Raw genomic sequence first — 20,238 nt, forward strand, 5'->3', positions numbered from 1 at the left:
CAAGCAGAATGTGGTCTTTGATGTGTTGGCGACCGCCAGAGCAAACGACTAAAAAGAAACAGCATGAACTGGACTGAAGCATTAATTGAAAGCGGCATATGGCTGATTCAAGCCTATAGCATCACACTGGTGGTGGTAACTTTCTGCATTGGGCTACTGGCCCGCCGCACCGTATGGGGCCGACAGTTCTGGGCACTGGCGGCTGGCTACTTTTCACCACGACGCAGCTGGAAACCCCTGGCCACACTTGCGCTGATTCTATTCCTGACACTATGTGCGGTACGGCTGGAAGTCCTGTTCTCGAATTGGTACAACACCATGTACACCGCTCTGCAAGACCTGGATGAGTCGGGTTTTTGGGGAGCCATGCTGTTGTTTGCCATTCTGGCCACAATACATGTACTGCGTTCATTGTTCGACTTCTACGTACAGAATGCCTTTACCATACGCTGGCGCGTCTGGCTGAACGAAAAACTACTGGGTAACTGGCTGGACAAGCAAGCTTATTACCGTAGCCAATATCTTGACACCCCTGTCGACAACCCTGATCAACGTATCCAGCAAGACATCACCACCTTCGCCGAGATGTCACTGTCGCTATGCATGGGCGTCATCAACGCACTGGTGTCGACCTTCGCGTTTACGCTCATCTTATGGGGCTTATCCGGCCCACTATCGATTTTCGGCGTGGAAATTCCACGCGGGATGGTATTCCTGGTATTTGCCTACGTACTGATCGCTACTGTATTTGCCATCAAGATCGGACGCCCATTGATTTTGCTGAACTTTCTTAATGAGCGCTTCAACGCTGACTACCGCTATGCACTGGTGCGCTTGCGCGAATACGCCGAAAGCATTGCCTTTTATGCCGGCGAAAAAGTCGAAGGCGCGATACTGCGCAGCCGGTTTGCCAATGTCATCAACAACGCCTGGGCCATCGTATACCGGTCACTCAAATTCCTGGGCTTCAACTTTTCGGTCAGCCAGGCTGCCGTAGTGTTTCCATTCATTATCCAGGCACAACGCTTTTTCTCGAAGCAGATCAGCCTGGGTGACTTGATGCAGACCGCCCAGGCCTTCGGCCGTCTGCAAGACAATCTGTCATTCTTTCGCAATGCCTACGATGACTTCGCCACTTACCGTGCCACGCTTGATCGTCTGACCGGTTTCACCAAAGCCATTGGCGATGCCCGCGCACTACCCGAGCCCGAAGTCCTGGCCGAAGGTCCACGCATTGCATTGCAGCGTCTTACCGTGCGTACACCATCCGGCACACCGCTGCTCAAGGATCTCGACCTCGAAGTTCTGCCCGGAGAACCTTTATTAATACGCGGGCCTTCCGGCTCGGGCAAGACGACTCTGCTGCGAGCCATCGCTGGCTTGTGGCCCTACTGCGAAGGTCGCATCATCCGGCCAGAACACGAGGCGCTTTTCCTCTCACAGAAACCCTATCTGCCGCTGGGCAGCCTGCGCGAAGCCCTTTATTACCCCCAGCGTTTGCCCGACGACACAAGCCATACCCCTGCCGACATCCAGCACCAGGAGCAGGCGGCACTGGCCAGCACACATCGGGTACCCAGCAATCTCGATGACCTGATCAGCGGCGTACAAGCTCGCCCCCGCTTATCGCAGCAATCCAACGCTACGCTCTCGAATCAAGGCCAGCCCGGCAATCATGATGACGAATCCGTCACGCTGGACGGACGCGCAGCGGACATGCTGCGCCTGGTACAACTGGGGCACCTGGCAGATCGACTGGATCAAGCGGCTGACTGGGGCAGGATATTGTCGCTGGGTGAACAACAGCGACTGGCATTCGGCCGTCTGCTGCTGGCCCGGCCCGATGCCGTCTTTCTGGACGAAGCCACCTCGGCCATGGACGAAGGTCTGGAAGACGCCATGTATCGGCTGGTTCACGAACACTTGCCAGACACTATTTTGCTGAGCGTAGGCCATCGCAGCACACTGTTCGCCCATCATTCCCGTCAACTGATCCTGAAAGGGGACGAAACCGGCACCTGGGAAATCACCGAGACAGACCTGCTACGATAGCATCCGTCCACTCCGCAATTATTATTTAGGCAGCACCTACATGAACTACCTCGCCATCAAGCATTTGCACATGACAGCCGCTGTGCTGAGCATTCTTTTCTTTGTCATACGCGCCTACTGGTCGGTTACAGGCTCATCCCTATTGCAGCATCGACTCGTCAAGACGCTACCGCATGTCGTCGACACTGTCTTACTGCTGGCTGGTATTGCCCTGGCAGCCATGATAGGCGCCAATCAACCCTGGATCCTGGCCAAGATCGTCGCCCTGATCGCTTATATAGGCGTAGGTACCATCGCCATCAAACGTGGCAAAACACCCAAAACCCGTGCCATAGCAGCGCTGGTGGCCATTTTGATTTTCGCGTATATCGTAGGCGTGGCCATCAACAAGCACCCGCTTTCCTGGTTTGTATGAAGCGAGCCTGTCACCAGGTACCTAATAGGTGCTGAACCAGCAAACTGCTGCCTGCCACCGCCACCCACACACCGAGGCCCAGCAAAATAGGTCGTATGCCTGCAATGGCCATGCGACGCAGATCGGATGACAGGCCTATGGCTGTCAGGGCCACGATGATCAGAAACTGGGCCAGCAAATGCAGGCTGGCATGCATGGCTTCGGGAATCAGCCCACTGGAACGCAGCACCGAAGCCACCAGAAACCACAATATAAACCACGGAAAAATACGCCTCAGGCTAAAGCCTGCACTGCCCTGTTTTTTCTCGCGCCAAGCAACCAGCACGGCAAGAATAAGACAAATAGGAATGATCAGGGTTGCCCGGGTGAGTTTGACGATGGTGGCATAGTCGCCGGCCGCCACACTGTAGCTATATCCGGCAGCCACCACAGATGAGGTGTCGTTGATGGCCGTGCCAGCCCACATGCCGAACCCGGCATCCGACATACCCAGCCAGTGTCCCATCATGGGAAATACCAGCACCGCAACAATATTGAAGAGAAAGATAGTGGAAATGGCGAAAGCTGTTTCGTGGTCTTCGGGTTTGATAATAGGCGTCACCGCCGCAATGGCCGACCCACCGCATATAGCCGTACCAACACCAATCAGTGTTTTAAGCCTGGATGGGATGCCCAGCCACTTGCCCAGTACGTAAGCCGATACAAAAGCGACAATAATGGTGATCAGCGTGACCCACAGGGACTCCAGACCAGTCTTGGCCACTTGCTGGATGCTCAGGCCAAAACCCAGAGCAATAATCGACCACTGTAATATCTGCTTGGACGCAAACTGCAGACCGGGCCTGAATACAGGCCCCACACCTACGGTATTGCGTATGAGTATGCCCAGTAAGATCCCAAATACCGGTCCGCCAATGATAGGGATCCAGCGTCCCAGAATCATGGCGAAGACGCCTACCACCACCGCCAGCGCCAGTCCATAAAGCGGAGACGGAGTACGCGGAGAGGCATCCAGCTGACTGATGGCCGGCCTCTTGGCAAGTGTTGTTGATACGGTCGCAGCTGTTGATGGCATAGATAGGCGTGCTTTCAAAAATATGCAAATAACCAAAAGCTATTTTAAAAGCTGGCAAATCATAAATAAATTCATTAATATTTATTTATGCTATAAACTTTATTGATGTTAGGAATCAGCCTTAAACAACTGGAAGTCTTCGTTGCAATTGCCTCGGCCGGTACGGTACGCGCCGCCGCCGAGCGCCTGTTTGTCACACAGCCCGCCGTCAGTATGGCGCTGGCCGAACTGGAACGCCAGCTCGAAACTCAGCTTTTCGATCGCGAACGCGGCCGTCTGCGCTTAAGCTCTCGCGGCAAAGAAGTCCTACCCATGGCGCAGGAAGTCATTGAGCGCGTCCAGGAAATGCTGCGCCAGACCAACCAACAGCCAAAAGAATTGACGGGCGATCTTCATGTCGGCGCCAGCAATACCATAGGCAATTATCTGGCAGGAGAGCTACTGGGCCCCTTTATTGCACAACACCCTCAGGTATCACTGCAAGTCAGCGTTGAAAACACTGATGCCATCACGATGGCACTGCTTGAACACCGCATTGATATTGGCTGTGTAGAAGGCCCGGTCAATCACCCACAGCTCGAAGTCCTGCATTGGCGTGACGACGCCTTGGTCGTTTGCGCCGCCCCCGCCCATCCGCTGGCACAGCAATCCACGCTGAAGCCAAGACACTTCAAGGGTGCAAAATGGATACTGCGCGAGCGCGGCTCGGCCATGCGGGTACAGGCCGAGCATGTACTCAACTCTTTGCCTCCAGGTCAGATACTGCTGGAGCTCGGACAAGTCGAAGCCATCAAGCAAGCTGTCATCGCAGGCTTGGGCATCGCCTGCCTGCCCTATGCGGCCGCCATCGAATCCATGTCGACAGGACGGCTGAAGGTGCTCGACACACCATTTCTTGATTTGCAAAGGCGTTTGTCGCTGGTTCTGCACAAATCACGTTACCGCGGTGCCCTGATCGATGCCTTTGTCGCCAGCCTGTCTGAAACTTCCGATAGTATGATGAGCAAAGAAGCGTCCAAGCCCCAACCGCAAACAGGACAACCTCAATGACTCTGCAACTCGAGCTTTTTCCCGCCATCAGCAAGAAACGCACCCGTCGTAGCGCGGCGCAAGCCACACGCAAGCGCAGTAGCATCCGACGCATGCCTACCAAGGCCAGCACGGACGAAGCCGCGCTGAAAAATGCCAATCTACCCGAAAACGTACCGACAGGACTGCCACCCTACGAAACAATAGCCTTGGTTTTACAAGGCGGCGGCGCGCTCGGTGCCTATCAGGCGGGCGTCTTTCAAGGCTTGCAGGAAGCCGACATAGAACCCAGCTATCTGGCTGGAATTTCCATCGGTGCACTGAACACCGCCATCATTGCCGGCAATCCTCCACAAACACGCGTTGCCCGTTTGGCTGAGTTTTGGGAAACCATATGTCAGCCGAATTTCTGGCCAGCTCCGAACCCGTTCATTGAACAGACGCTATTCAACCTTAATGACACCATGCGCCAAACCCTGAGCGCATTGCACGCCGGCAGCGCGCTGCTGAATGGGCAGAGTGGCTTTTTTCAGCCCCGCTTTCCGCCGCCGCCATCCAACACACCTGGCAACCCGGCAACCGCCAGCTATTACGACACCAGCGCACTGAAAAGCACACTCGAACGCTTATGCGACTTTGACCGCATCAACGCCCAAACACAGCATGTATCGGTGGGCGCGGTCAATGTGCGCAATGGCAACCTGGTTTATTTCGACAACACCAAAATCAAGCTCAGGGCCGAGCATTTCATGGCTTCGGGCGCCTTGCCGCCTGCCTTTGCCGCCGTTGAAATCGATGGTGAATTCTATTGGGATGGTGGGCTGGTATCGAACACACCACTGACCGAGGTCCTGGATTCACGCCCCATGCGCGACACACTGGCCTTTCAGGTCGATCTATGGAGCGCCCGCGGCCGCCCCCCCGGAAACATGAGTGAAGTGTCTGACCGCATGAAAGACATCCGCTACTCCAGTCGCACTCGCATGGTGACCGATCAATTGCGCTGGTCGCAATATCTGCGCCATATACTGGAACATATTCTTGCAGAAGTACCGGAAGAGGCTCGCGCCACCAACCCTTATTGCCGTATGGCGCAAGATCTGGCCTGCAGCAAGCGCTACAACGTCGTTCACCTAATTTACCGCAACCAGACTTACGAAAAGCACTATAAAGACTTTGAGTTCGGGCTGGCCACCATGCGTGGCCACTGGGACAGCGGCCTGCAAGACATCCGCCAGACGCTGGCCAATCCCGAACGACTCGCCATGCCTGAGAACGCCTCGGGATTTATCACCCACGACATCCACCGTGAAGAAATAGAACAATTGATGGAGCTGGCGAAAGAAAAAATGCCTCACGGGGCAAGCTAGGCATGGTCCCAAGGCAGCACGATCACTGGTCTTAGCGACGGCTCAAGACGACCGCACCCGCCAAAGTAAATGCAGTCCCCAGCAACTGCATGGCGGTCAGAGGTTCACCCAGCAACCAGGCGGCCAGAAACAACACTGACACCGGCCCCAGCAAGCCCAGCTGCGCCGTCATGGGTGCTCCGATTCTGGCCACTGCCCACATGATCATGAAAGTGGGCAGCACGGTATTGAATACGGCATGGATCATCGACAGCTGGTAGACCTGCCAAGCCTGGTCCAGGCCACCTAGCCCATGCACCCCAAAGAAATGCACCATAGTGATAATGGCTGACACCGACATAGCGTAAGCCACCAACCGGGTAGCCCCTACCCGCTTGATGAGTTCCCCTGAACCGATCAGGTAGAACGCATACGAAAACGCTGCCATGACTACAAACAAAGCTCCCAGCATGACCTCATTGCCGCTGAATGATAAGTCCTGCAGAAAAACAAACACGACTCCCAGGTAGGACAGGCCCAGCGCTACCCACTGCCCTTTGCCTATTTGCCGCTTCAAGACGATGGCCGAAATCAGCAGCACAAAAGTGGGTGACAAGAACAGTATTAGCCGCTCCAGCCCCGCGGAAATATATTGCAGCCCCAGAAAATCAAGATAACTGGATAGGTAGTAGCCAATAAAACCCAGAAAAATCAGCTGCAGACACTCCTTGGTGGTGAGTATGGGCAACTTACCTCGCTTTGCCTTGCGCGCCTGGAAAAAGGCGACAGCGGCAAAAAAGGGCAAAGACAGCATCATGCGAAAGCCAATTACAGTCAGCGCATCGACACCGTAGCGATAGGTCAGCTTGACAACAATGGCTTTGGCCGAGAACAAGACCGCACCGAGGCCTGCTAGCAGAAACCCCATCCAGAACTCCTGGCTTCTGGACTGCTCGATACCACTGGACGTTGATTTCATAAAATGCTGCAGACTCGGAAAAAAAGGCGAAAGTGCTATTTTGCCTGAAACATCCTGAATGGGCGCCTACTTGGTCGTGACACCACACCGCAAGCACACCTTTATGTATCCCAGGTATTTGCCTAGGCAGATAAACAGCACTAGAATGCACTGATGAGCAAACGCGCATCCTCCGACAGCACCTCTAAAACCAAGACGGCCCCAGCAATTGGCAAGCAGCAGGCTTTTTATACTCCCAGCCCCCTTTCGCTAGCGCCTAACAACAACGTCGGCATATTGATCAAGCGCGTCCAGGGCTCATTAAACCGAATGATAGAGCAGCACGTGTCACCTCTAGGCCTGACCGCCATGCAGTGGCGCCCTTTGGTCATGATTCATCATCTCCGTATCAATACCCCCGCCGAGCTCGCACGCCATAGTCATGTCGATACCGGTGCCATGACACGCACCCTGGATCGGCTGGAAGCCAAAAACTTCATTACCCGTCAGCGCTGTCCCGATGACCGCCGTGTAGTCAGAATCGAGCTGACCGCCAATGGCACATTGGTCGCTGAGCAGATCCTGCCGGCGATTGCCCTTAGCCTCAACACCCACCTTCAAGGCTTCAGCAAGGGAGAAATACATAGCCTGATCAGCTTGCTTGAACGCATGCTGTCAAACGGCGATTTTCCTGTTGATACGCCCTCATCGGCGAGCGAGTCCTGAGGCTCTTTACACATCGGTACACCTGAATTGGAAAATTTAATTAAATTCGCTATATAATTGCCTAGGCAGATACAGACTAGTCAATTATATTCAGCTTGCTGTAAGCAAAACTCCCATTGCCATTTCTTCTTATTTCTCATTACCGCCAAATCGCATGAAATTACTGCTATCCCTTGTGCTTGCCGCCCTCCTGTCCGGATGTGCGGCCATCAAGCCTGGCGAGCCAACCGTGAGCAAGACAGACGCTGCGCAGCTGGGTCTGCAAGAAAGTGTCATCACCTGGCCCACCGAAAAATGGTGGCACCGCTACGGCGACCCGCAGCTGAATCAGCTGATCGAACAAGCACTCGCCAATAGCCCCTCCATGGATGCCGCACAAGCACGTCTTGGCCTTGCTAACGCAGCCGTAGGCCAAGCCCGCGCCGTGCGTTTGCCGCAGGCCAATGTCGGCTATCAGCTCACGCGTGAACGTTTCTCGGAAAACTACATTTACCCCCCTCCTTTTGGAGGTTCCATGCAGACCGATACCAGTTTGCGGCTGGACCTTGGTTTCGACCTGGACTTATGGGGTCGCAACCGATCTTATTACGCAGCCGCCGTATCCCGGCAGCAGGCCACTCAGGCCGACGCACAAATGGCACGTAATACGCTGGTCAGTGCAGTAGTGCAAAGCTATTTCAATCTACAAAACTCGCTGGCCCAGGAAAAAGTACTGAGCCAGCTTGTCATGCAGCTTGAAAACGTACTGGACATCACCCGCCAGCGTGTAGTGGCAGGTCTGGACACCGAAGTCGAAACGAATCAGGCCGACTCAGCCGTATCGGCCGCACGCGTACAGCTCAGCCAAGCCACGACCAATGCAGACCTGCTGCGTCATCAGATTGCCGCATTGCTGGGTGCCGGTCCGCAGCGTGGGCAGGAGATTCAGCGCGCCAAGCTGGCGCAAGTACCCGGCAACGTGCCCGCCAATATTCCCCTGGCGTTGCTGGGGCGCCGGCCAGACATCGTGGCCGCACGACTGCGAGCGGAAGCCAGCGCCAGCGATATCTCGGCAGCCAAGGCTGAGTTCTACCCCAACGTGAACCTGTCAGCCTTTGCGGGCTTCATGTCGCTGGGCTTGAGCCATCTGCTTGATGGCGGCAGTCAGGCTTACGGCGTCGGTCCAGCCATCACCTTGCCGATTTTCCATGGCGGGGCGCTCAACGCCCAACTCGATGCACGACAGGCCGAACGTGACCTCGCTATCGCCAACTACAACCAGACCTTGTTGACCGCAATAAGAGAAGTTGCCGATGCCACCAGCGCCATTCAAGCCTTGCAGCAGCAAACACTGGATCAGAGTGCAAGCTTGCGCGCCATCACCTCGGCTTACGAAATTGCGGTCAAACGCTACAAATCCGGCTTGGGCAACTTTGTACAAGTCCTGCAGGCCCAGAACGAAGTACAGAAACAAGCCATTTTGAATACCGATATGCAAACCCGCGCCTATAAGCTTGATGCCCAGCTGGCCACTGCCCTGGGCGGTGGCTACGGCATCCCTAGCGCGACGCCTTGAAACACGAGAATTGCCATGACTACAAAGAACGCAGCCACATCCCGGCGCAAACCCCTGCTCATCCTGGCCACCGCCATTTTTATTGTTATCGGCGTGGCCTATGCAATATGGTGGGTCATCTTTGCATCAGGCTACGAAGACACAGAGGACGCCTATGTACACGGCAACCTCGTACAGGTCACATCACAAATTCCTGGCACTGTGATCGCCATAGGCGCCGACGACACCCAGACAGTCAGCAAAGGCAGCTTGTTGCTTGAACTGGACGACAGCGACACCCGGATTGCCTTGCAACAGGCCGAGGCCGCATTGGCCCAGGCCGTCAGAAGGACACGTACGGTTTTTGTTCAGAACAGTGCACTGGAAGCCGATATTGAAATGCAGCTTGCCAATATCAAGCGTGCCGAGGTTGACCTGGCCAAAGCACGCAATGACCTGAAGCGCCGCCAGACCTTGGCCAGCTCGGGTGGCGTCAGCGGAGAAGAAATTCTGCACGCACAGACCGCTGTCAAGGCTGCAGAGTCAGGCCTGGCACAGGCCAAGGCCTCTCATGCCGCCTCGCAAGCCAAGCTGCAGACCAATCTGGCATTGACCGCGGGCACCAGCATAAAAGCCCATCCAGACGTCATGCAGGCCGCCGACCAATTGCGCAAGGCCTGGCTCGCGAACTCACGTACCCGGCTGCCCGCTCCCGTGGACGGCATGATTGCCCAACGGTCTGTACAGGTAGGTCAGCATGTCGCGCCCGGCACTCCACTGATGACGATCGTTCCCCTACAGCAAGTGTGGGTCGAGGCCAACTTCAAGGAAGGCCAGGTGCAACGCATGCAGGCCGGACAGTCCGCCACCCTGACTGCTGATATGTACGGCAGCAGCGTCGTCTACCACGGCACCGTACAAGGCCTTGCGGCCGGTACGGGCAGCGCCTTCGCCCTGCTGCCTGCCCAGAACGCCAGCGGCAACTGGATCAAAGTGGTTCAGCGCATTCCCGTGCGCATCGCGCTCGATCCCGAAGAACTCGCCGTCCATCCCTTGCGCGTTGGTTTGTCCATGCATGTGGAAGTGGACTTATCCGAACCGGAGCAAACCGATGCCTCCGTCATGAACAGTGGTTTCAAGACCACCGTATTCAAAGACAACGGCGATGGCGCCAATACTTTGATCGAACGCATCATCAGTGACAACCTGAGTTCATGAGCCAAACCGACAGCGTAAGTGAAACACCGGCAGCCGCTCCGGTAAGCCATCCGCCCCTGGAGGGACGTGCACGGGTGTTCGGTACCATCGCCCTGTCGGCGGCGGTCTTCATGAATGTACTGGACTCATCGATCGCCAATGTGTCCATTCCAACCATAGCCGGCGATCTGGGCGTCAGCGCTACGCAAGGCACCTGGGTCATCACCTCGTTTGCCGTTGCCAACGCGATCACAGTGCCATTGACAGGCTGGCTCACTCAGCGTTTCGGCCAAGTACACTTGTTTGTCATGTCGGTCATGCTGTTCGTGATCTCATCGTGGCTATGCGGCTTCGCCTGGTCCCTGGAATCTTTGGTGGCCTTTCGGGTGCTGCAAGGCGCGGTAGCTGGCCCCATGATCCCGTTGTCGCAGTCCTTGATGCTAGGCACTTATCCCAGAGAAAAAGCGGGCATGGCACTCGCGCTATGGTCCATGACCATTCTGGTCGGCCCCGTAGCCGGCCCGTTACTGGGCGGCTGGATATCCGATAACTACAGCTGGTCGTGGATCTTCTATATCAACGTTCCGGTCGGGTTGCTGGCAGGCTGGGCCGCGTGGCAGCTATACAAGCACCGCGAGACAGCACGCGCCAAACTGCCTATAGACACCATGGGCCTGGCGTTGCTGATCGTATGGGTAGGCGCCCTGCAACTTATGCTGGACAAGGGCAAAGAGCTGGACTGGTTTGCCAGCACGACCATCACCGTCATGGCTATTGTTGCCATCATCGCCCTGGCGTTCTTCATCATTTGGGAGCTCACTGCCGAACACCCTGTGGTCGATCTGAGACTGTTCGCCCACCGCAACTTTACTGCCGGCGTCATATCCATCTCGGTGGGCTACGGCGTATTCTTTGGTACGGTCGTGCTGCTGCCCCTGTGGATGCAAAGTACCCTGGGCTATACCGCCACCGATGCCGGCATTGCTTCGGCCCCAGTTGGCATCCTGGCCATCATCATGTCACCCATCGTCGGCAAAATGCTGTCGCGGTACGATCCACGCACCATCGCCACTTTTGCCTTTCTGGTTTTTTCGCTGATCAGCTACATGCGATCAGACTTCAATACTCAGGTTGATATCTATACCATCATGCTGCCCACCTTCATACAGGGTGCAGCCATGGCCACCTTCTTCATACCGCTTACCACCCTGAGCCTGTCGGGGCTGGATCCGCATCGGATCCCTGCAGCGGCCGGACTGTCCAATTTTGTGCGCTTGCTTTTCGGCGCCTTTGGCACATCGATCACCACAACCCTATGGGAAAATCGGGCAACACTGCATCACGCCCAGCTGACTGAAGCCGCCCGCCCAGGTGAGCCAGCTTTCGACGCCATCATGGGTGGCCTGCAGCAGCGAGGACTTGGCCATGAGCAGTCAGCAGCCATCATCAACAACCTGATCAATGAACAGGCCTTCACCATGTCGGCAACTGATATCTTCTATGCCTCGGCAATTCTATTTTTACTGCTGATTGCACTGATCTGGATTGCGCGGCCCAGCTCGAATGCGACGGCAGGAGCCGCATCGGGCGCTCACTAGATCATGACGAAAACGTGCTGGACGGGCGATACGGCCCGTCGCATTCCAAAAAGGCGTGTATGTAGCGCGCCCTTGATTTGCCCTGCAGTGAAAAAATATGCTATAGTTTCGCTTCTTTAATTCCCCGATAGCTCAGTCGGTAGAGCGACGGACTGTTAATCCGCAGGTCACTGGTTCGAACCCAGTTCGGGGAGCCAAGAAATTCAAGCACTTAGGCCAATTCTTCGGAGTTGGCCTTTTTGCGTTCTGGCGCCATGTAAGCACTTTGTAAACACTTTTCATGAATGCCAATCTACTGGCCTAGCGGCTTGGGCGGCCCAGGCTCTCACGAAAATTCCAATCTATCGCCAGATTAAGCGCTTCTAACCCATAGCGCCGCCTCAATGTATCGGCAATTGCAAGCGCCTGAAGACCAAGGGAGCCCGCCAGCTCTACACAATACATCACAGCTTCATCTGGGCTCACAATCTCCCAGTGAAACCTAATCCCTCTCTGTCCGTGCTCAAGCTCCAAGGGAAATTTAAGGACTCTGGCCTCGGCCTCCTGATCCACGCCTTGCCAATCCGCTTCTTTTGGAAGTTCGCCCAACTTTGGCAACATGGTTGGCTGCACTCCTGCAGACCCATGTGAGTCTATGAATAGCTGATGCGTATCCCGCAACCCGATCCAACGCCTACCCAGTTACCAATTGCTCCGGTAGCTCAGCCTAAGTAACCCGGCCCTACCGGCCTCGTGCCGATCCTCTGCCTGTAGGCACGCGGCCATGTACTGATTTCGAGTTTTTCATGCCTGAATTGCCGCCCAGGCCGGGCCATCGGGGTTGTTTCAGCGCGGGCCTGGAGCTTGCCGGCTTTGCTACTTCAGGCTTATCGACCGCCTGGTCATCATCTTTCTTTTCCATAGCAACTCAATCCTATTGATATGCTGCTGCATTTCCTGCAGCCAACATGACAGCATAAGCCAGATCACAGAATAAAGCCCGTATTCCCTTCGGCCCGTCCAGCCAGGCCCGGTCGTCCGCCCATGCCAGCTCCACAAAGATCTATCTCGGTTCGACGTGACACACGGCCTCAATGTTGTACCCATCTGGGTCAAGCACGAACGCAGCGTAGTAATGCTCGTGATATTCGGGCCGTAGACCAGGCACACCGTGATCTCGACCTCCGGCAGCCAACGCCTCCTTATGGAACGCATCTACCTGCGACCGATCTGTCGCACGAAAGGCAACGTGTGATCGAGGTGTCAGCGGGTCGCCTGTAGCGATATAGAAGTCTCCGGCTGGATCGTCCCCAGTCGTTCTGAGTTTCGACCCGAAGATCACAAGATCGCTTTCAGCCTTCCGCGCCTCGTAGTGCAGAGCAGCTAGGACGGCGCGGTAAAAGGCCTCACTCCTTGCGAGGTTCGAAACGTTGATTCCGGTATGGTCGATCATCGGCCTTCCTCATGCATGAGTCCATAGTCATTATATTTCTGCCCGGCCAGCCAAACCAAGGCCACCCCTACCCGCTTGAGTGCGGGTAGGGCCATCAATTACAACCCCGGCGAGAGAGCGCCGGAAACGGGAAGCCGGTCACAGGCCCTGCCGACTGATGCAGGAAGGTGTGATCTGCCGGGCGGCAACCGGCACGCTAATCCTTATTCCCAGGCGGGATTCCAGGCAGGCTCCCATACATGACCGTCGGGGTCCTGGAAATATCCAGCATAGCCGCCCCAGAATATTTCGCCTGCCGGCTTGAGGATAGTGGCTCCCGCGCTTTCGGCCTCGCGCATAACCTCGTCTACTTCAGCTTTTGACGATACGTTATGCCCTAGCGTTATTTCAGTTGCGCAAGGCTCGCCTGCCGGCAAGCCCGTATCATGCGCGAGACTGGATCTCGGCCAGACTGCCAAACGCACACCTGATTGGAGCTTAAAGAAAGCGACGGCTCCGTGATCGAACTCTTGGCCAATGATGCCTTCCGTTTCAAGGCCAAGTCCATCGCGATAAAAAGCTACTGCGCGGCCCAGATCTTCGACACCCAGAGTAATGACGCTAATGCTCGGTTTCATGGCGTTGCCTCCACTGAGAGCTCAAAGCGTCAATTTACCCCTGACGAATCAGATTCGGCAACATCACTCACCAACACCGCTGTAGCTCATGGAGGGAATTGGCGAGCCACTTACCGCCACCTTTTCAATCGTTCTAATACACGCCGGAGTAGTGCCCCGGCAGGTAAGTGGCAATCAGCACTATCGAATATTAAGCAGGTTCTTCCCTGTACGCCTCACAAACTCCTCGTAGCTTATCGGCGGACCAACCTTCGCAGCCGGACTATTGGCTTGCCAGTGCACCCATGACCGTCCGGTCGTAGCATCATAGACAACCTTGTACAGGTACGTCGGTACCGCCACCCGCCCTGCTCCTACTGCCTCCGACCTCGCTGTATATACCGGCCCCGTGAACACGTATACGTCTCCCCTCGCCCGCAAGATGTACTTGCGTGTGTCCTGCTCGATCGTGCTCCAGGGACCTGAGTTCTGGCGCTGATCCTGCGGCACCATGTTGGCCAGGCTGAAGCTTTGCGCCATGGCGTCGCTGGTGTGCATGTCGCCGGCAGGCGCCATGTGACCGCGTGCGTAGCCAGAGCCACGATAATCATCGAGCTCGGCGCGTTCGGCTGATGGCAGACGTGCTTCGGGATAGAACCGGTCTGTGCGTTCTATCCCTTTGCCCTGCAGCAGCATTCGGCGGTTCAATCGCTGGACCACGAACACCGGCGTTTTGGTCTCGCCGCTATGCAGAATGGCAAACGACGAGAAGCACAACTCCCGCAGCGCCCGGCCCGCAGGTACTATCGGTGGCCGGCCGTTCGGAAAGAACTGGCGACATTGAGCGAAGTTGGTCTGTACTTGCGGCCCGGTGGCTACCACCTGGGGCGCGATCTGCTCATGACCTGGCAGCCCAAGCTGCGACAGCATGGGTTCGAGCGGGATCTGCTCGCGCAGTTGCGGATTGAGGACGCAGCTGGCTGCGCCAAATGATGTAACGGCTGAAACTGCCAGCGCCCTGAAAAACCGCTTGAAGCGACTGGTTTGGACTTTCTTGCTGCTGCTACGTCGTTTACGGACTACGGACTTCTTCTTACTCGCCATAGCGAGATTGTAGGCGACACGGCCTGGCTGTACGACGCGACTAAACGACTCACTCAATACATAGTTTTCTGCACGCGCTCGGGCAAGTCGGCATCGTACTTATTCCCATCGATTTCCGCATTGCTCAAGGTCTCGAGGATGGTCCCGGTACTTGGCAATGAAGCACGCTCCACATGCAAGGCTGGATCCCAAAGCCGTGAGCGCAAGATGGCTCGCGAACATTGAAAAAACACTTTCTTGGCCTTGATGATCAGCACGGTCGAAGGCAGCTTGCCCTGCAAGGAGAACTGTTCGAGCAATGTCGGGTCGGTGGAAATCGTTGCCTCGCCATTTATCCGCAACGTTTCGCCTACGCCGGGTATAAGGAAAAGCAGTGCCACCCTTGGGTCATGAATAATATTACGCAGACTGTCTATTCTGTTGTTTCCGCGTCTATCGGCAAGCAGCAAGGTTTCTTCATCGCAAACCCGTACAAAGCCAGTGGGATCACCCCTGGGTGAGGCGTCCAATCCATCGGGGCCATTAGTCGCCAGTACGACAAAAGGCGAGGCCTCGACCAGCTTGCGGTAATAACGGTGAATGTAATCCACCTCTTTCTTAAGGGAGGCTGACGCAGGAGAGCCATAGAGCGCCTCAAGGGCTTGAAGATCAGTAATTCGGTGAGGTGTATCTAGTTCGCTCAAGGCAATAATCCATATTCAAATGTCTTGGTTTTAACTGACAAGATTGTATGGTCCGTTATTCGTCCCACACTGCGCTGGCCGGAAGAACACCAATTGCGGTACGGCAATTTTTGGATTCGCTGGCAATTATGGCTAGCGGTTTATCAGCATTGGCATCGCATCGTCGAGCAGCGCAATAAAGCCCTCGTGCCCACATCTAGGGCGGACAGGCCTAATTCCTGGACGAGAGAGCTCGTCAAAAAAACTTCGCTTATGTGCTTGCTCGATAGTTTAGCGACGCCTTTCACGCTCGATCTTGCTAGCATTCCTCCTGGCATCCCTTTAATCTCCACATTGAGCCCTATGGCCTCTTGGTAAGCGATTGGCGCCAGTCACCGTCATAGTCGAACGTGGGGGCATCAAAACTCTCTTGAACCCAATCAAGCGAAAAGTCATCTGCCCTGGGTTCACACAACCAGTAACCAAAACCTTCCCCATCTACTGCCCACCACTGCGCAGCCTCGGGAGCTTCGGACCAATCAACCTTGTCATAACTCATAAGCGTCTCCTTGTGAATGTAGAAAAGCATCTTACCTTAAACCGCCATGAGGCCCATGTCCCTAACAAAACGTGACGCAAGAACGCACGTTGATGTCGTAGCATCCCGGCAGAGGCAACAAGAAGCCGCCGATTAAGTTAAAATTTAGTCTTGCAGGCGGAAACCGTGGCTCTGCATGAGAAAACCTCCATCTCAATAATAAGCAATAACCGGGACGGTCCGGCTCTTGATGCGAGCCCATGCAGGCCCTCTTACTTGGAGTTATTTTGTTTTACCTATCCCCGATCAAACGGCGCGTTCTCTACGTGACGCTGTTCGAGATTCTGGCAGTCTTATTTGCAACCTTGATGTTGGCCGCTCTTAGCGGTGGAAACGCTCAACAATCACTACCTATCGCGATTGCCGTTTCGGCGATTGCCGTAGCGTGGAACTATATCTATAACACGCTCTTTGAAGCCTGGGAGAGGCGAAGCGGAACCACTGACCGAACTTTGCTGGTCCGTTCCATTCACGCAATGGGCTTTGAAGGTGGGCTGCTTGCAATCACATTGCCTCTATACATGTTTTGGTACAACGTAGGAGCGTACAAAGCATTCACGATGGTGGCTGCGCTTCTGCTGTTTTTCCTGCTTTATACATTCATTTTCACCTTGCTCTTTGACAAGGTTTTTGTGCTGCCCAATAGCCGCCAGCCTACTCACACATAAAGCATCCGGATAAGTGCCGCACGCGCTGGGTTCTGCATTAAATGATTCACCCTACTCCATAGCAGCGGCCTTCTTTCATCAGACTCCTGGCTTTGCCGCCTGCTCAGAAGCAATTCGGCTAGCCAGCACTTGGTCGACCCGATAGGTATCGACATCCAGGACTTCGAAGGTATAACCACCCCAACTCACGGTATCCGTGCGTCTGGGTATCCGTCGCAGCATGGTCATCAAGAAGCCAGCCAGCGTTTCGTAATCGTCTTCCACCAGTATGTCGTCGATCTCAAGCATCCGGCAAACATCCTGTATGGGCGCCGCCCCATCAATTAGCCATGAGTTTTCATCACGACGTATGATTTGCTCTTCATCCCATGGTGACACCAGATCGCCCATGACGGTGCTCATCACATCATTGAGTGTCACGACACCAACGACCAGACTATATTCGTTGACAATAACAGCAAAGTCTTCACCAGCCTGCCGAAATTGGGCCAGCACCTCGGCCAGCGTCAGGCGGTCGGGAATAACCAATACTTTCTGAATCAGTGACTGGTTTTGCAAGGATATCGACTGGCTATTAAGAAGGCGCTGAAACAGGACTCGAGCATCGACATAGCCAATCACGTGGTCCAGGTCACCCTTGCAGACCGGATAGGTGGCATAGGGCTCAGCGGCAATTCTGGCGCGTATGATGTCTTCCTGCTCATCTAGGTGGAACCACGCAATGCGGTCCCGCTGCGTCATGGCACTGGGAACAGTACGGGTGTCCAGTTCGAACACGTTTTCAATGACCTGTTGCTCTCCCCAAGCAAGAGCCCCCGAACGGGCGCCGGCTTCTGCCAGGGCAAGAATATCGTCCGAAGTAACGCGGTCATCGCGCTGATAAGGCAGCCCTAGCAATCGGATCAATACTTCCGACAGCCGGGAATAAAACCAGACGAATGGCTTGAAGACCTTCATCAGGAAACGCATGATCTCAATCACACGCACTGCAAATCGTTCGGGCTCGGCCATACCAACCTGTTTGGGAATCAGATCTGTCAGTATGATGAAGGTTGAGGTGATCAGCAGGAAGGACGCCAGAAAACCCAGTGTTGCCGCAGTCGCGGCGGGCATCCATCGGGCAAACAGATCGGTGGCATATCCACTCAGCATCCCTTCGCCCACGATCCCACCAAGAATGGCCAAAGCATTGACAGCAATCTGGACCACCGTGAAGTAGTGGCCGGGCTGCTCCTGCACACGCAAGACTTTCTCGGCGCGCAGATCTCCGTCGTCTGCCATCTGTTTAAGACGTAGCCGGCGTGAAGCTGCAAGCGCGATTTCAGAAATCGAAAAAAAAGCAGCTGCGACGATCAGTGCAGCAAGCAGCAACAGGCTCAGTCCAAGGTTCATGAAGAGTCCGACGGCACATGACGTCGTACAGTGATTCGAAGTGACTGAGTGTACTGAAGTTTAGAGATTTAGGGTGCTGAATTATTACCAATACGCGCAGCACCACGAAAAAACGACTATAGCAAGGAAGAGGCGTTATCCAGGACGTAATCGCAAGCTTTTTCTTTTAAATCACCTTTGAGCTTGTTCAAATCGAGGCTTGAACCATCACTCCCCGAGAGCACGCCACCCAGGCCTTGCTGGTAGCCGCTGTCCTGCTCAGCCGATGAGTCTTCCATGCCAAGCTTGCCCATCAACTGCCCTTTAATATTCTCGGCACTACCTGCATTGACCAGTTTGTTCTTTACACAATACTGCAAAACTCCAGCCGCATTGCTAGCCATGTCGCCTCCGAGGCTGGGCAAACCTAGCGATGATCCCAGATTACCCATGGAGCCCAAGCCTGCACCAGCCGTAGCCGCACCCTGGCTACCGCCGCCAAGACTTTCACTGGCTTTACTGCTCAGATCACCCAGCAAGTCTGCCGAAGCAGGTGTGGATGCGGCTAGACAAACAGCGGAACCCACCAGCAGTGCGCGTAAGGATCGAGACATCATTTTCCCCTTGAAGTTTGGATACAAAAATCTTTGCGTATGAATCCATGATCGTACCTTGCGCAGGTGAAACAGTCCGTTATTCCTCGTCACCTCATGTGCCACTCCAGGCATGGCGATGCCGTACATAGCTCATCGTGAGCTTATATCGTTAATATGACTGACCCATGCCGAGATCTGGATTCCATAGCCTGGTGTGCCTGCGCAGCGTTGGCCAAGGGGAAGGGTGTAATGTTGTCAGGCTTCAGCGCCCGACTTTTCAAGGCTTCGAAAAAAGCCACTGCGGCAGCCTGTCTTTTTTCGTCTGAGCGCAGATGATGAAACACACTGGGTCGCGACACAGAGTTCGACTTGGCAAATAGGGTCGATACTTCAAATGGTGGCACCGGGCCCGACGCCTGTCCATAGTTAGCCAGATGCCCGCATGATGCCAGACACTCAAGAGACCCGAAAAATGTGTCTTTACCGACTGCATCGTATGCCACCTGCACCCCGGCACCACCAGTAATATCCTTGACCCGAGTGACAAAGTCTTCTTGTCGATACTGAATGATATGAGCGCATCCGTTGCGCTCTGCCAGCGGTACTTTATGTGCTGAACCCACGGTACCTATCACCTGAGCTCCCATATGAGTTGCCCACTGACTGAGCAAGGTACCAACGCCTCCTGCGGCAGCATGGACCAGCACCCAGTCTCCGGGCTTGACGGCATATACCTGACGCAATAAAACGTGGGCAGTCAGCCCTTTCAGCAAAGAGGCAGCGATGACATGATCGTCTATGCCGTCAGGAACACGGATGACTGCATCGGCGGGCAGCACACGCTCCTCGGCATAAGCACCGTAGCCTGTATAGATGTAGGCGACACGATCTCCTGCCTTCAAGTTTTGAACCCCGGCACCCACACTCACAACAAAACCAACGCCCTCAATACCAGGCGTACCCGGAAGAGCGAGAGTCTGATACAAACCAGAACGTACGTATATGTCGTGGAAATTGACACCGACAGCCATATGCCTGAGCCGGACTTCGTTCGGTAAAGGATCACGAACAGTCACGGGTTCGAATTGTAGATTCTCGGGAGCTCCGCTCTGATGCAGAACTATGGCTGAGGGCATGGCTATCGGTTAGCGTGCGGAAACGTCTATTTTACAAGAGGGAATTGTATTGTGTTTTTGGCGGGCAATAAAAAACCCCCACACGAGTAGTGCGGGGGTTTTTCTTTCAATAAGAGCCTGACGATGACCTACTTTCACAGAC

General features: G+C 54.9%; 20 protein-coding genes and 1 tRNA gene. 10 read left to right on the top strand and 11 right to left on the bottom strand.

What is annotated here, in order from left to right; all coding sequences use genetic code 11:
* Positions 1 to 63 precede the first annotated feature (63 nt).
* Positions 64 to 2,052, top strand: a complete 1,989-nt coding sequence (locus tag ERD84_RS12675; protein ID WP_130039955.1) for an ABC transporter ATP-binding protein/permease — start codon at positions 64 to 66, stop codon at positions 2,050 to 2,052.
* Positions 2,053 to 2,092: 40 nt separating this feature from the next.
* Entirely contained in the window at positions 2,093 to 2,467 is a 375-nt protein-coding gene (locus tag ERD84_RS12680) for a SirB2 family protein (protein ID WP_130039956.1), read from the top strand.
* A gap of 10 nt (positions 2,468 to 2,477) precedes the next feature.
* Here the strand turns inward: ERD84_RS12680 and ERD84_RS12685 are convergent, their stop codons facing one another.
* On the bottom strand, positions 2,478 to 3,542 hold the full coding sequence (locus ERD84_RS12685; RefSeq protein WP_209019829.1) for a YeiH family protein: 1,065 nt from the start codon (positions 3,540 to 3,542) through the stop codon (positions 2,478 to 2,480).
* A gap of 105 nt (positions 3,543 to 3,647) precedes the next feature.
* Between ERD84_RS12685 and ERD84_RS12690 the strand changes: the two genes are divergently transcribed.
* Both ERD84_RS12690 and ERD84_RS12695 read left to right on the top strand, forming a co-directional pair.
* Positions 3,648 to 4,592 carry a LysR substrate-binding domain-containing protein gene (locus ERD84_RS12690; protein WP_130039957.1) on the top strand — a complete coding sequence of 315 codons (945 nt, stop codon included), beginning with the start codon at positions 3,648 to 3,650 and terminating at the stop codon, positions 4,590 to 4,592.
* A 92-nt stretch (positions 4,593 to 4,684) separates the two neighbouring features.
* A complete protein-coding gene (locus ERD84_RS12695; protein ID WP_130040059.1) occupies positions 4,685 to 5,941 on the top strand; it encodes a DUF3734 domain-containing protein in 1,257 nt (418 codons plus the stop codon).
* Positions 5,942 to 5,972: 31 nt separating this feature from the next.
* Here ERD84_RS12695 and ERD84_RS12700 read toward each other — a convergent pair whose 3' ends face one another.
* Entirely contained in the window at positions 5,973 to 6,899 is a 927-nt protein-coding gene (locus tag ERD84_RS12700) for a DMT family transporter (protein ID WP_130039958.1), read from the bottom strand.
* A gap of 153 nt (positions 6,900 to 7,052) precedes the next feature.
* Between ERD84_RS12700 and ERD84_RS12705 the strand changes: the two genes are divergently transcribed.
* From ERD84_RS12705 to ERD84_RS12725, 5 genes are all read left to right on the top strand, one after another.
* On the top strand, positions 7,053 to 7,604 hold the full coding sequence (locus tag ERD84_RS12705; RefSeq protein ID WP_130039959.1) for a MarR family winged helix-turn-helix transcriptional regulator: 552 nt from the start codon (positions 7,053 to 7,055) through the stop codon (positions 7,602 to 7,604).
* A 154-nt stretch (positions 7,605 to 7,758) separates the two neighbouring features.
* Positions 7,759 to 9,159, top strand: coding sequence for an efflux transporter outer membrane subunit (locus ERD84_RS12710; RefSeq protein WP_130039960.1), 1,401 nt, complete (start codon positions 7,759 to 7,761; stop codon positions 9,157 to 9,159).
* A gap of 15 nt (positions 9,160 to 9,174) precedes the next feature.
* Positions 9,175 to 10,356: an HlyD/EmrA/EmrK family protein gene (locus ERD84_RS12715; protein WP_130039961.1), complete on the top strand. Its 1,182-nt coding sequence runs from the start codon at positions 9,175 to 9,177 to the stop codon at positions 10,354 to 10,356.
* Complete coding sequence (locus ERD84_RS12720; protein ID WP_130039962.1) at positions 10,353 to 11,933, top strand: DHA2 family efflux MFS transporter permease subunit; 1,581 nt, start codon at positions 10,353 to 10,355, stop codon at positions 11,931 to 11,933. The genes ERD84_RS12715 and ERD84_RS12720 overlap by 4 nt, the downstream gene beginning before the upstream one ends.
* A 121-nt stretch (positions 11,934 to 12,054) precedes the next feature.
* A tRNA-Asn gene (locus ERD84_RS12725) sits at positions 12,055 to 12,130 on the top strand.
* Between the two features lie 103 nt (positions 12,131 to 12,233).
* On the opposite strand, the gene ERD84_RS12730 is transcribed toward ERD84_RS12725, so the two are convergent.
* The 6 genes from ERD84_RS12730 to ERD84_RS12760 all read right to left on the bottom strand — a co-directional run bounded on the left by ERD84_RS12730 (position 12,234) and on the right by ERD84_RS12760 (position 16,286).
* Positions 12,234 to 12,533: a CYTH domain-containing protein gene (locus ERD84_RS12730; RefSeq protein ID WP_130039963.1), complete on the bottom strand. Its 300-nt coding sequence runs from the start codon at positions 12,531 to 12,533 to the stop codon at positions 12,234 to 12,236.
* Between the two features lie 442 nt (positions 12,534 to 12,975).
* Positions 12,976 to 13,365, bottom strand: a complete 390-nt coding sequence (locus tag ERD84_RS12740) for a VOC family protein (protein ID WP_130039965.1) — start codon at positions 13,363 to 13,365, stop codon at positions 12,976 to 12,978.
* 203 nt (positions 13,366 to 13,568) lie between these two features.
* A complete protein-coding gene (locus ERD84_RS12745) occupies positions 13,569 to 13,982 on the bottom strand; it encodes a VOC family protein (RefSeq protein ID WP_130039966.1) in 414 nt (137 codons plus the stop codon).
* 180 nt (positions 13,983 to 14,162) lie between these two features.
* Positions 14,163 to 15,065: a DNA/RNA non-specific endonuclease gene (locus tag ERD84_RS12750; RefSeq protein ID WP_130040060.1), complete on the bottom strand. Its 903-nt coding sequence runs from the start codon at positions 15,063 to 15,065 to the stop codon at positions 14,163 to 14,165.
* Positions 15,066 to 15,118: 53 nt separating this feature from the next.
* On the bottom strand, positions 15,119 to 15,748 hold the full coding sequence (locus ERD84_RS12755; protein ID WP_130039967.1) for a pyridoxamine 5'-phosphate oxidase family protein: 630 nt from the start codon (positions 15,746 to 15,748) through the stop codon (positions 15,119 to 15,121).
* A gap of 340 nt (positions 15,749 to 16,088) precedes the next feature.
* Positions 16,089 to 16,286 carry a hypothetical protein gene (locus ERD84_RS12760; protein WP_130039968.1) on the bottom strand — a complete coding sequence of 66 codons (198 nt, stop codon included), beginning with the start codon at positions 16,284 to 16,286 and terminating at the stop codon, positions 16,089 to 16,091.
* Between the two features lie 239 nt (positions 16,287 to 16,525).
* Here ERD84_RS12760 and ERD84_RS12765 point away from each other — a divergent pair, with 239 nt between their 5' ends.
* A complete protein-coding gene (locus ERD84_RS12765; protein WP_130039969.1) occupies positions 16,526 to 16,993 on the top strand; it encodes a PACE efflux transporter in 468 nt (155 codons plus the stop codon).
* Between the two features lie 78 nt (positions 16,994 to 17,071).
* Here the strand turns inward: ERD84_RS12765 and paeA are convergent, their stop codons facing one another.
* The 3 genes from paeA to ERD84_RS12780 all read right to left on the bottom strand — a co-directional run bounded on the left by paeA (position 17,072) and on the right by ERD84_RS12780 (position 20,096).
* Positions 17,072 to 18,385, bottom strand: coding sequence for a polyamine export protein PaeA (gene paeA, locus ERD84_RS12770; protein WP_130039970.1), 1,314 nt, complete (start codon positions 18,383 to 18,385; stop codon positions 17,072 to 17,074).
* Between the two features lie 116 nt (positions 18,386 to 18,501).
* Positions 18,502 to 18,978 carry a DUF2501 domain-containing protein gene (locus ERD84_RS12775; protein WP_167667410.1) on the bottom strand — a complete coding sequence of 159 codons (477 nt, stop codon included), beginning with the start codon at positions 18,976 to 18,978 and terminating at the stop codon, positions 18,502 to 18,504.
* Positions 18,979 to 19,121: 143 nt separating this feature from the next.
* Positions 19,122 to 20,096 carry a quinone oxidoreductase family protein gene (locus ERD84_RS12780; RefSeq protein ID WP_130039972.1) on the bottom strand — a complete coding sequence of 325 codons (975 nt, stop codon included), beginning with the start codon at positions 20,094 to 20,096 and terminating at the stop codon, positions 19,122 to 19,124.
* Positions 20,097 to 20,238 lie beyond the last annotated feature (142 nt).

This window comes from Pollutimonas harenae (assembly GCF_004153685.1).
Lineage (GTDB): Bacteria > Pseudomonadota > Gammaproteobacteria > Burkholderiales > Burkholderiaceae_B > Pusillimonas_C > Pusillimonas_C harenae.

What these genes read in the sequence shown, in the direction of transcription:
- ERD84_RS12675 (WP_130039955.1), top strand. Translation starts at nt 64, where the DNA reads ATGAACTGGACTGAAGCATTAATTGAAAGCGGCATATGGCTGATTCAA.
- ERD84_RS12680 (WP_130039956.1), top strand. Translation starts at nt 2,093, where the DNA reads ATGAACTACCTCGCCATCAAGCATTTGCACATGACAGCCGCTGTGCTG.
- ERD84_RS12685 (WP_209019829.1), bottom strand. Translation starts at nt 3,542, where the DNA reads ATGCCATCAACAGCTGCGACCGTATCAACAACACTTGCCAAGAGGCCG.
- ERD84_RS12690 (WP_130039957.1), top strand. Translation starts at nt 3,648, where the DNA reads ATGTTAGGAATCAGCCTTAAACAACTGGAAGTCTTCGTTGCAATTGCC.
- ERD84_RS12695 (WP_130040059.1), top strand. Translation starts at nt 4,685, where the DNA reads ATGCCTACCAAGGCCAGCACGGACGAAGCCGCGCTGAAAAATGCCAAT.
- ERD84_RS12700 (WP_130039958.1), bottom strand. Translation starts at nt 6,899, where the DNA reads ATGAAATCAACGTCCAGTGGTATCGAGCAGTCCAGAAGCCAGGAGTTC.
- ERD84_RS12705 (WP_130039959.1), top strand. Translation starts at nt 7,053, where the DNA reads ATGAGCAAACGCGCATCCTCCGACAGCACCTCTAAAACCAAGACGGCC.
- ERD84_RS12710 (WP_130039960.1), top strand. Translation starts at nt 7,759, where the DNA reads ATGAAATTACTGCTATCCCTTGTGCTTGCCGCCCTCCTGTCCGGATGT.
- ERD84_RS12715 (WP_130039961.1), top strand. Translation starts at nt 9,175, where the DNA reads ATGACTACAAAGAACGCAGCCACATCCCGGCGCAAACCCCTGCTCATC.
- ERD84_RS12720 (WP_130039962.1), top strand. Translation starts at nt 10,353, where the DNA reads ATGAGCCAAACCGACAGCGTAAGTGAAACACCGGCAGCCGCTCCGGTA.
- ERD84_RS12730 (WP_130039963.1), bottom strand. Translation starts at nt 12,533, where the DNA reads ATGTTGCCAAAGTTGGGCGAACTTCCAAAAGAAGCGGATTGGCAAGGC.
- ERD84_RS12740 (WP_130039965.1), bottom strand. Translation starts at nt 13,365, where the DNA reads ATGATCGACCATACCGGAATCAACGTTTCGAACCTCGCAAGGAGTGAG.
- ERD84_RS12745 (WP_130039966.1), bottom strand. Translation starts at nt 13,982, where the DNA reads ATGAAACCGAGCATTAGCGTCATTACTCTGGGTGTCGAAGATCTGGGC.
- ERD84_RS12750 (WP_130040060.1), bottom strand. Translation starts at nt 15,065, where the DNA reads ATGGCGAGTAAGAAGAAGTCCGTAGTCCGTAAACGACGTAGCAGCAGC.
- ERD84_RS12760 (WP_130039968.1), bottom strand. Translation starts at nt 16,286, where the DNA reads ATGAGTTATGACAAGGTTGATTGGTCCGAAGCTCCCGAGGCTGCGCAG.
- ERD84_RS12765 (WP_130039969.1), top strand. Translation starts at nt 16,526, where the DNA reads ATGCAGGCCCTCTTACTTGGAGTTATTTTGTTTTACCTATCCCCGATC.
- paeA (WP_130039970.1), bottom strand. Translation starts at nt 18,385, where the DNA reads ATGAACCTTGGACTGAGCCTGTTGCTGCTTGCTGCACTGATCGTCGCA.
- ERD84_RS12775 (WP_167667410.1), bottom strand. Translation starts at nt 18,978, where the DNA reads ATGTCTCGATCCTTACGCGCACTGCTGGTGGGTTCCGCTGTTTGTCTA.
- ERD84_RS12780 (WP_130039972.1), bottom strand. Translation starts at nt 20,096, where the DNA reads ATGCCCTCAGCCATAGTTCTGCATCAGAGCGGAGCTCCCGAGAATCTA.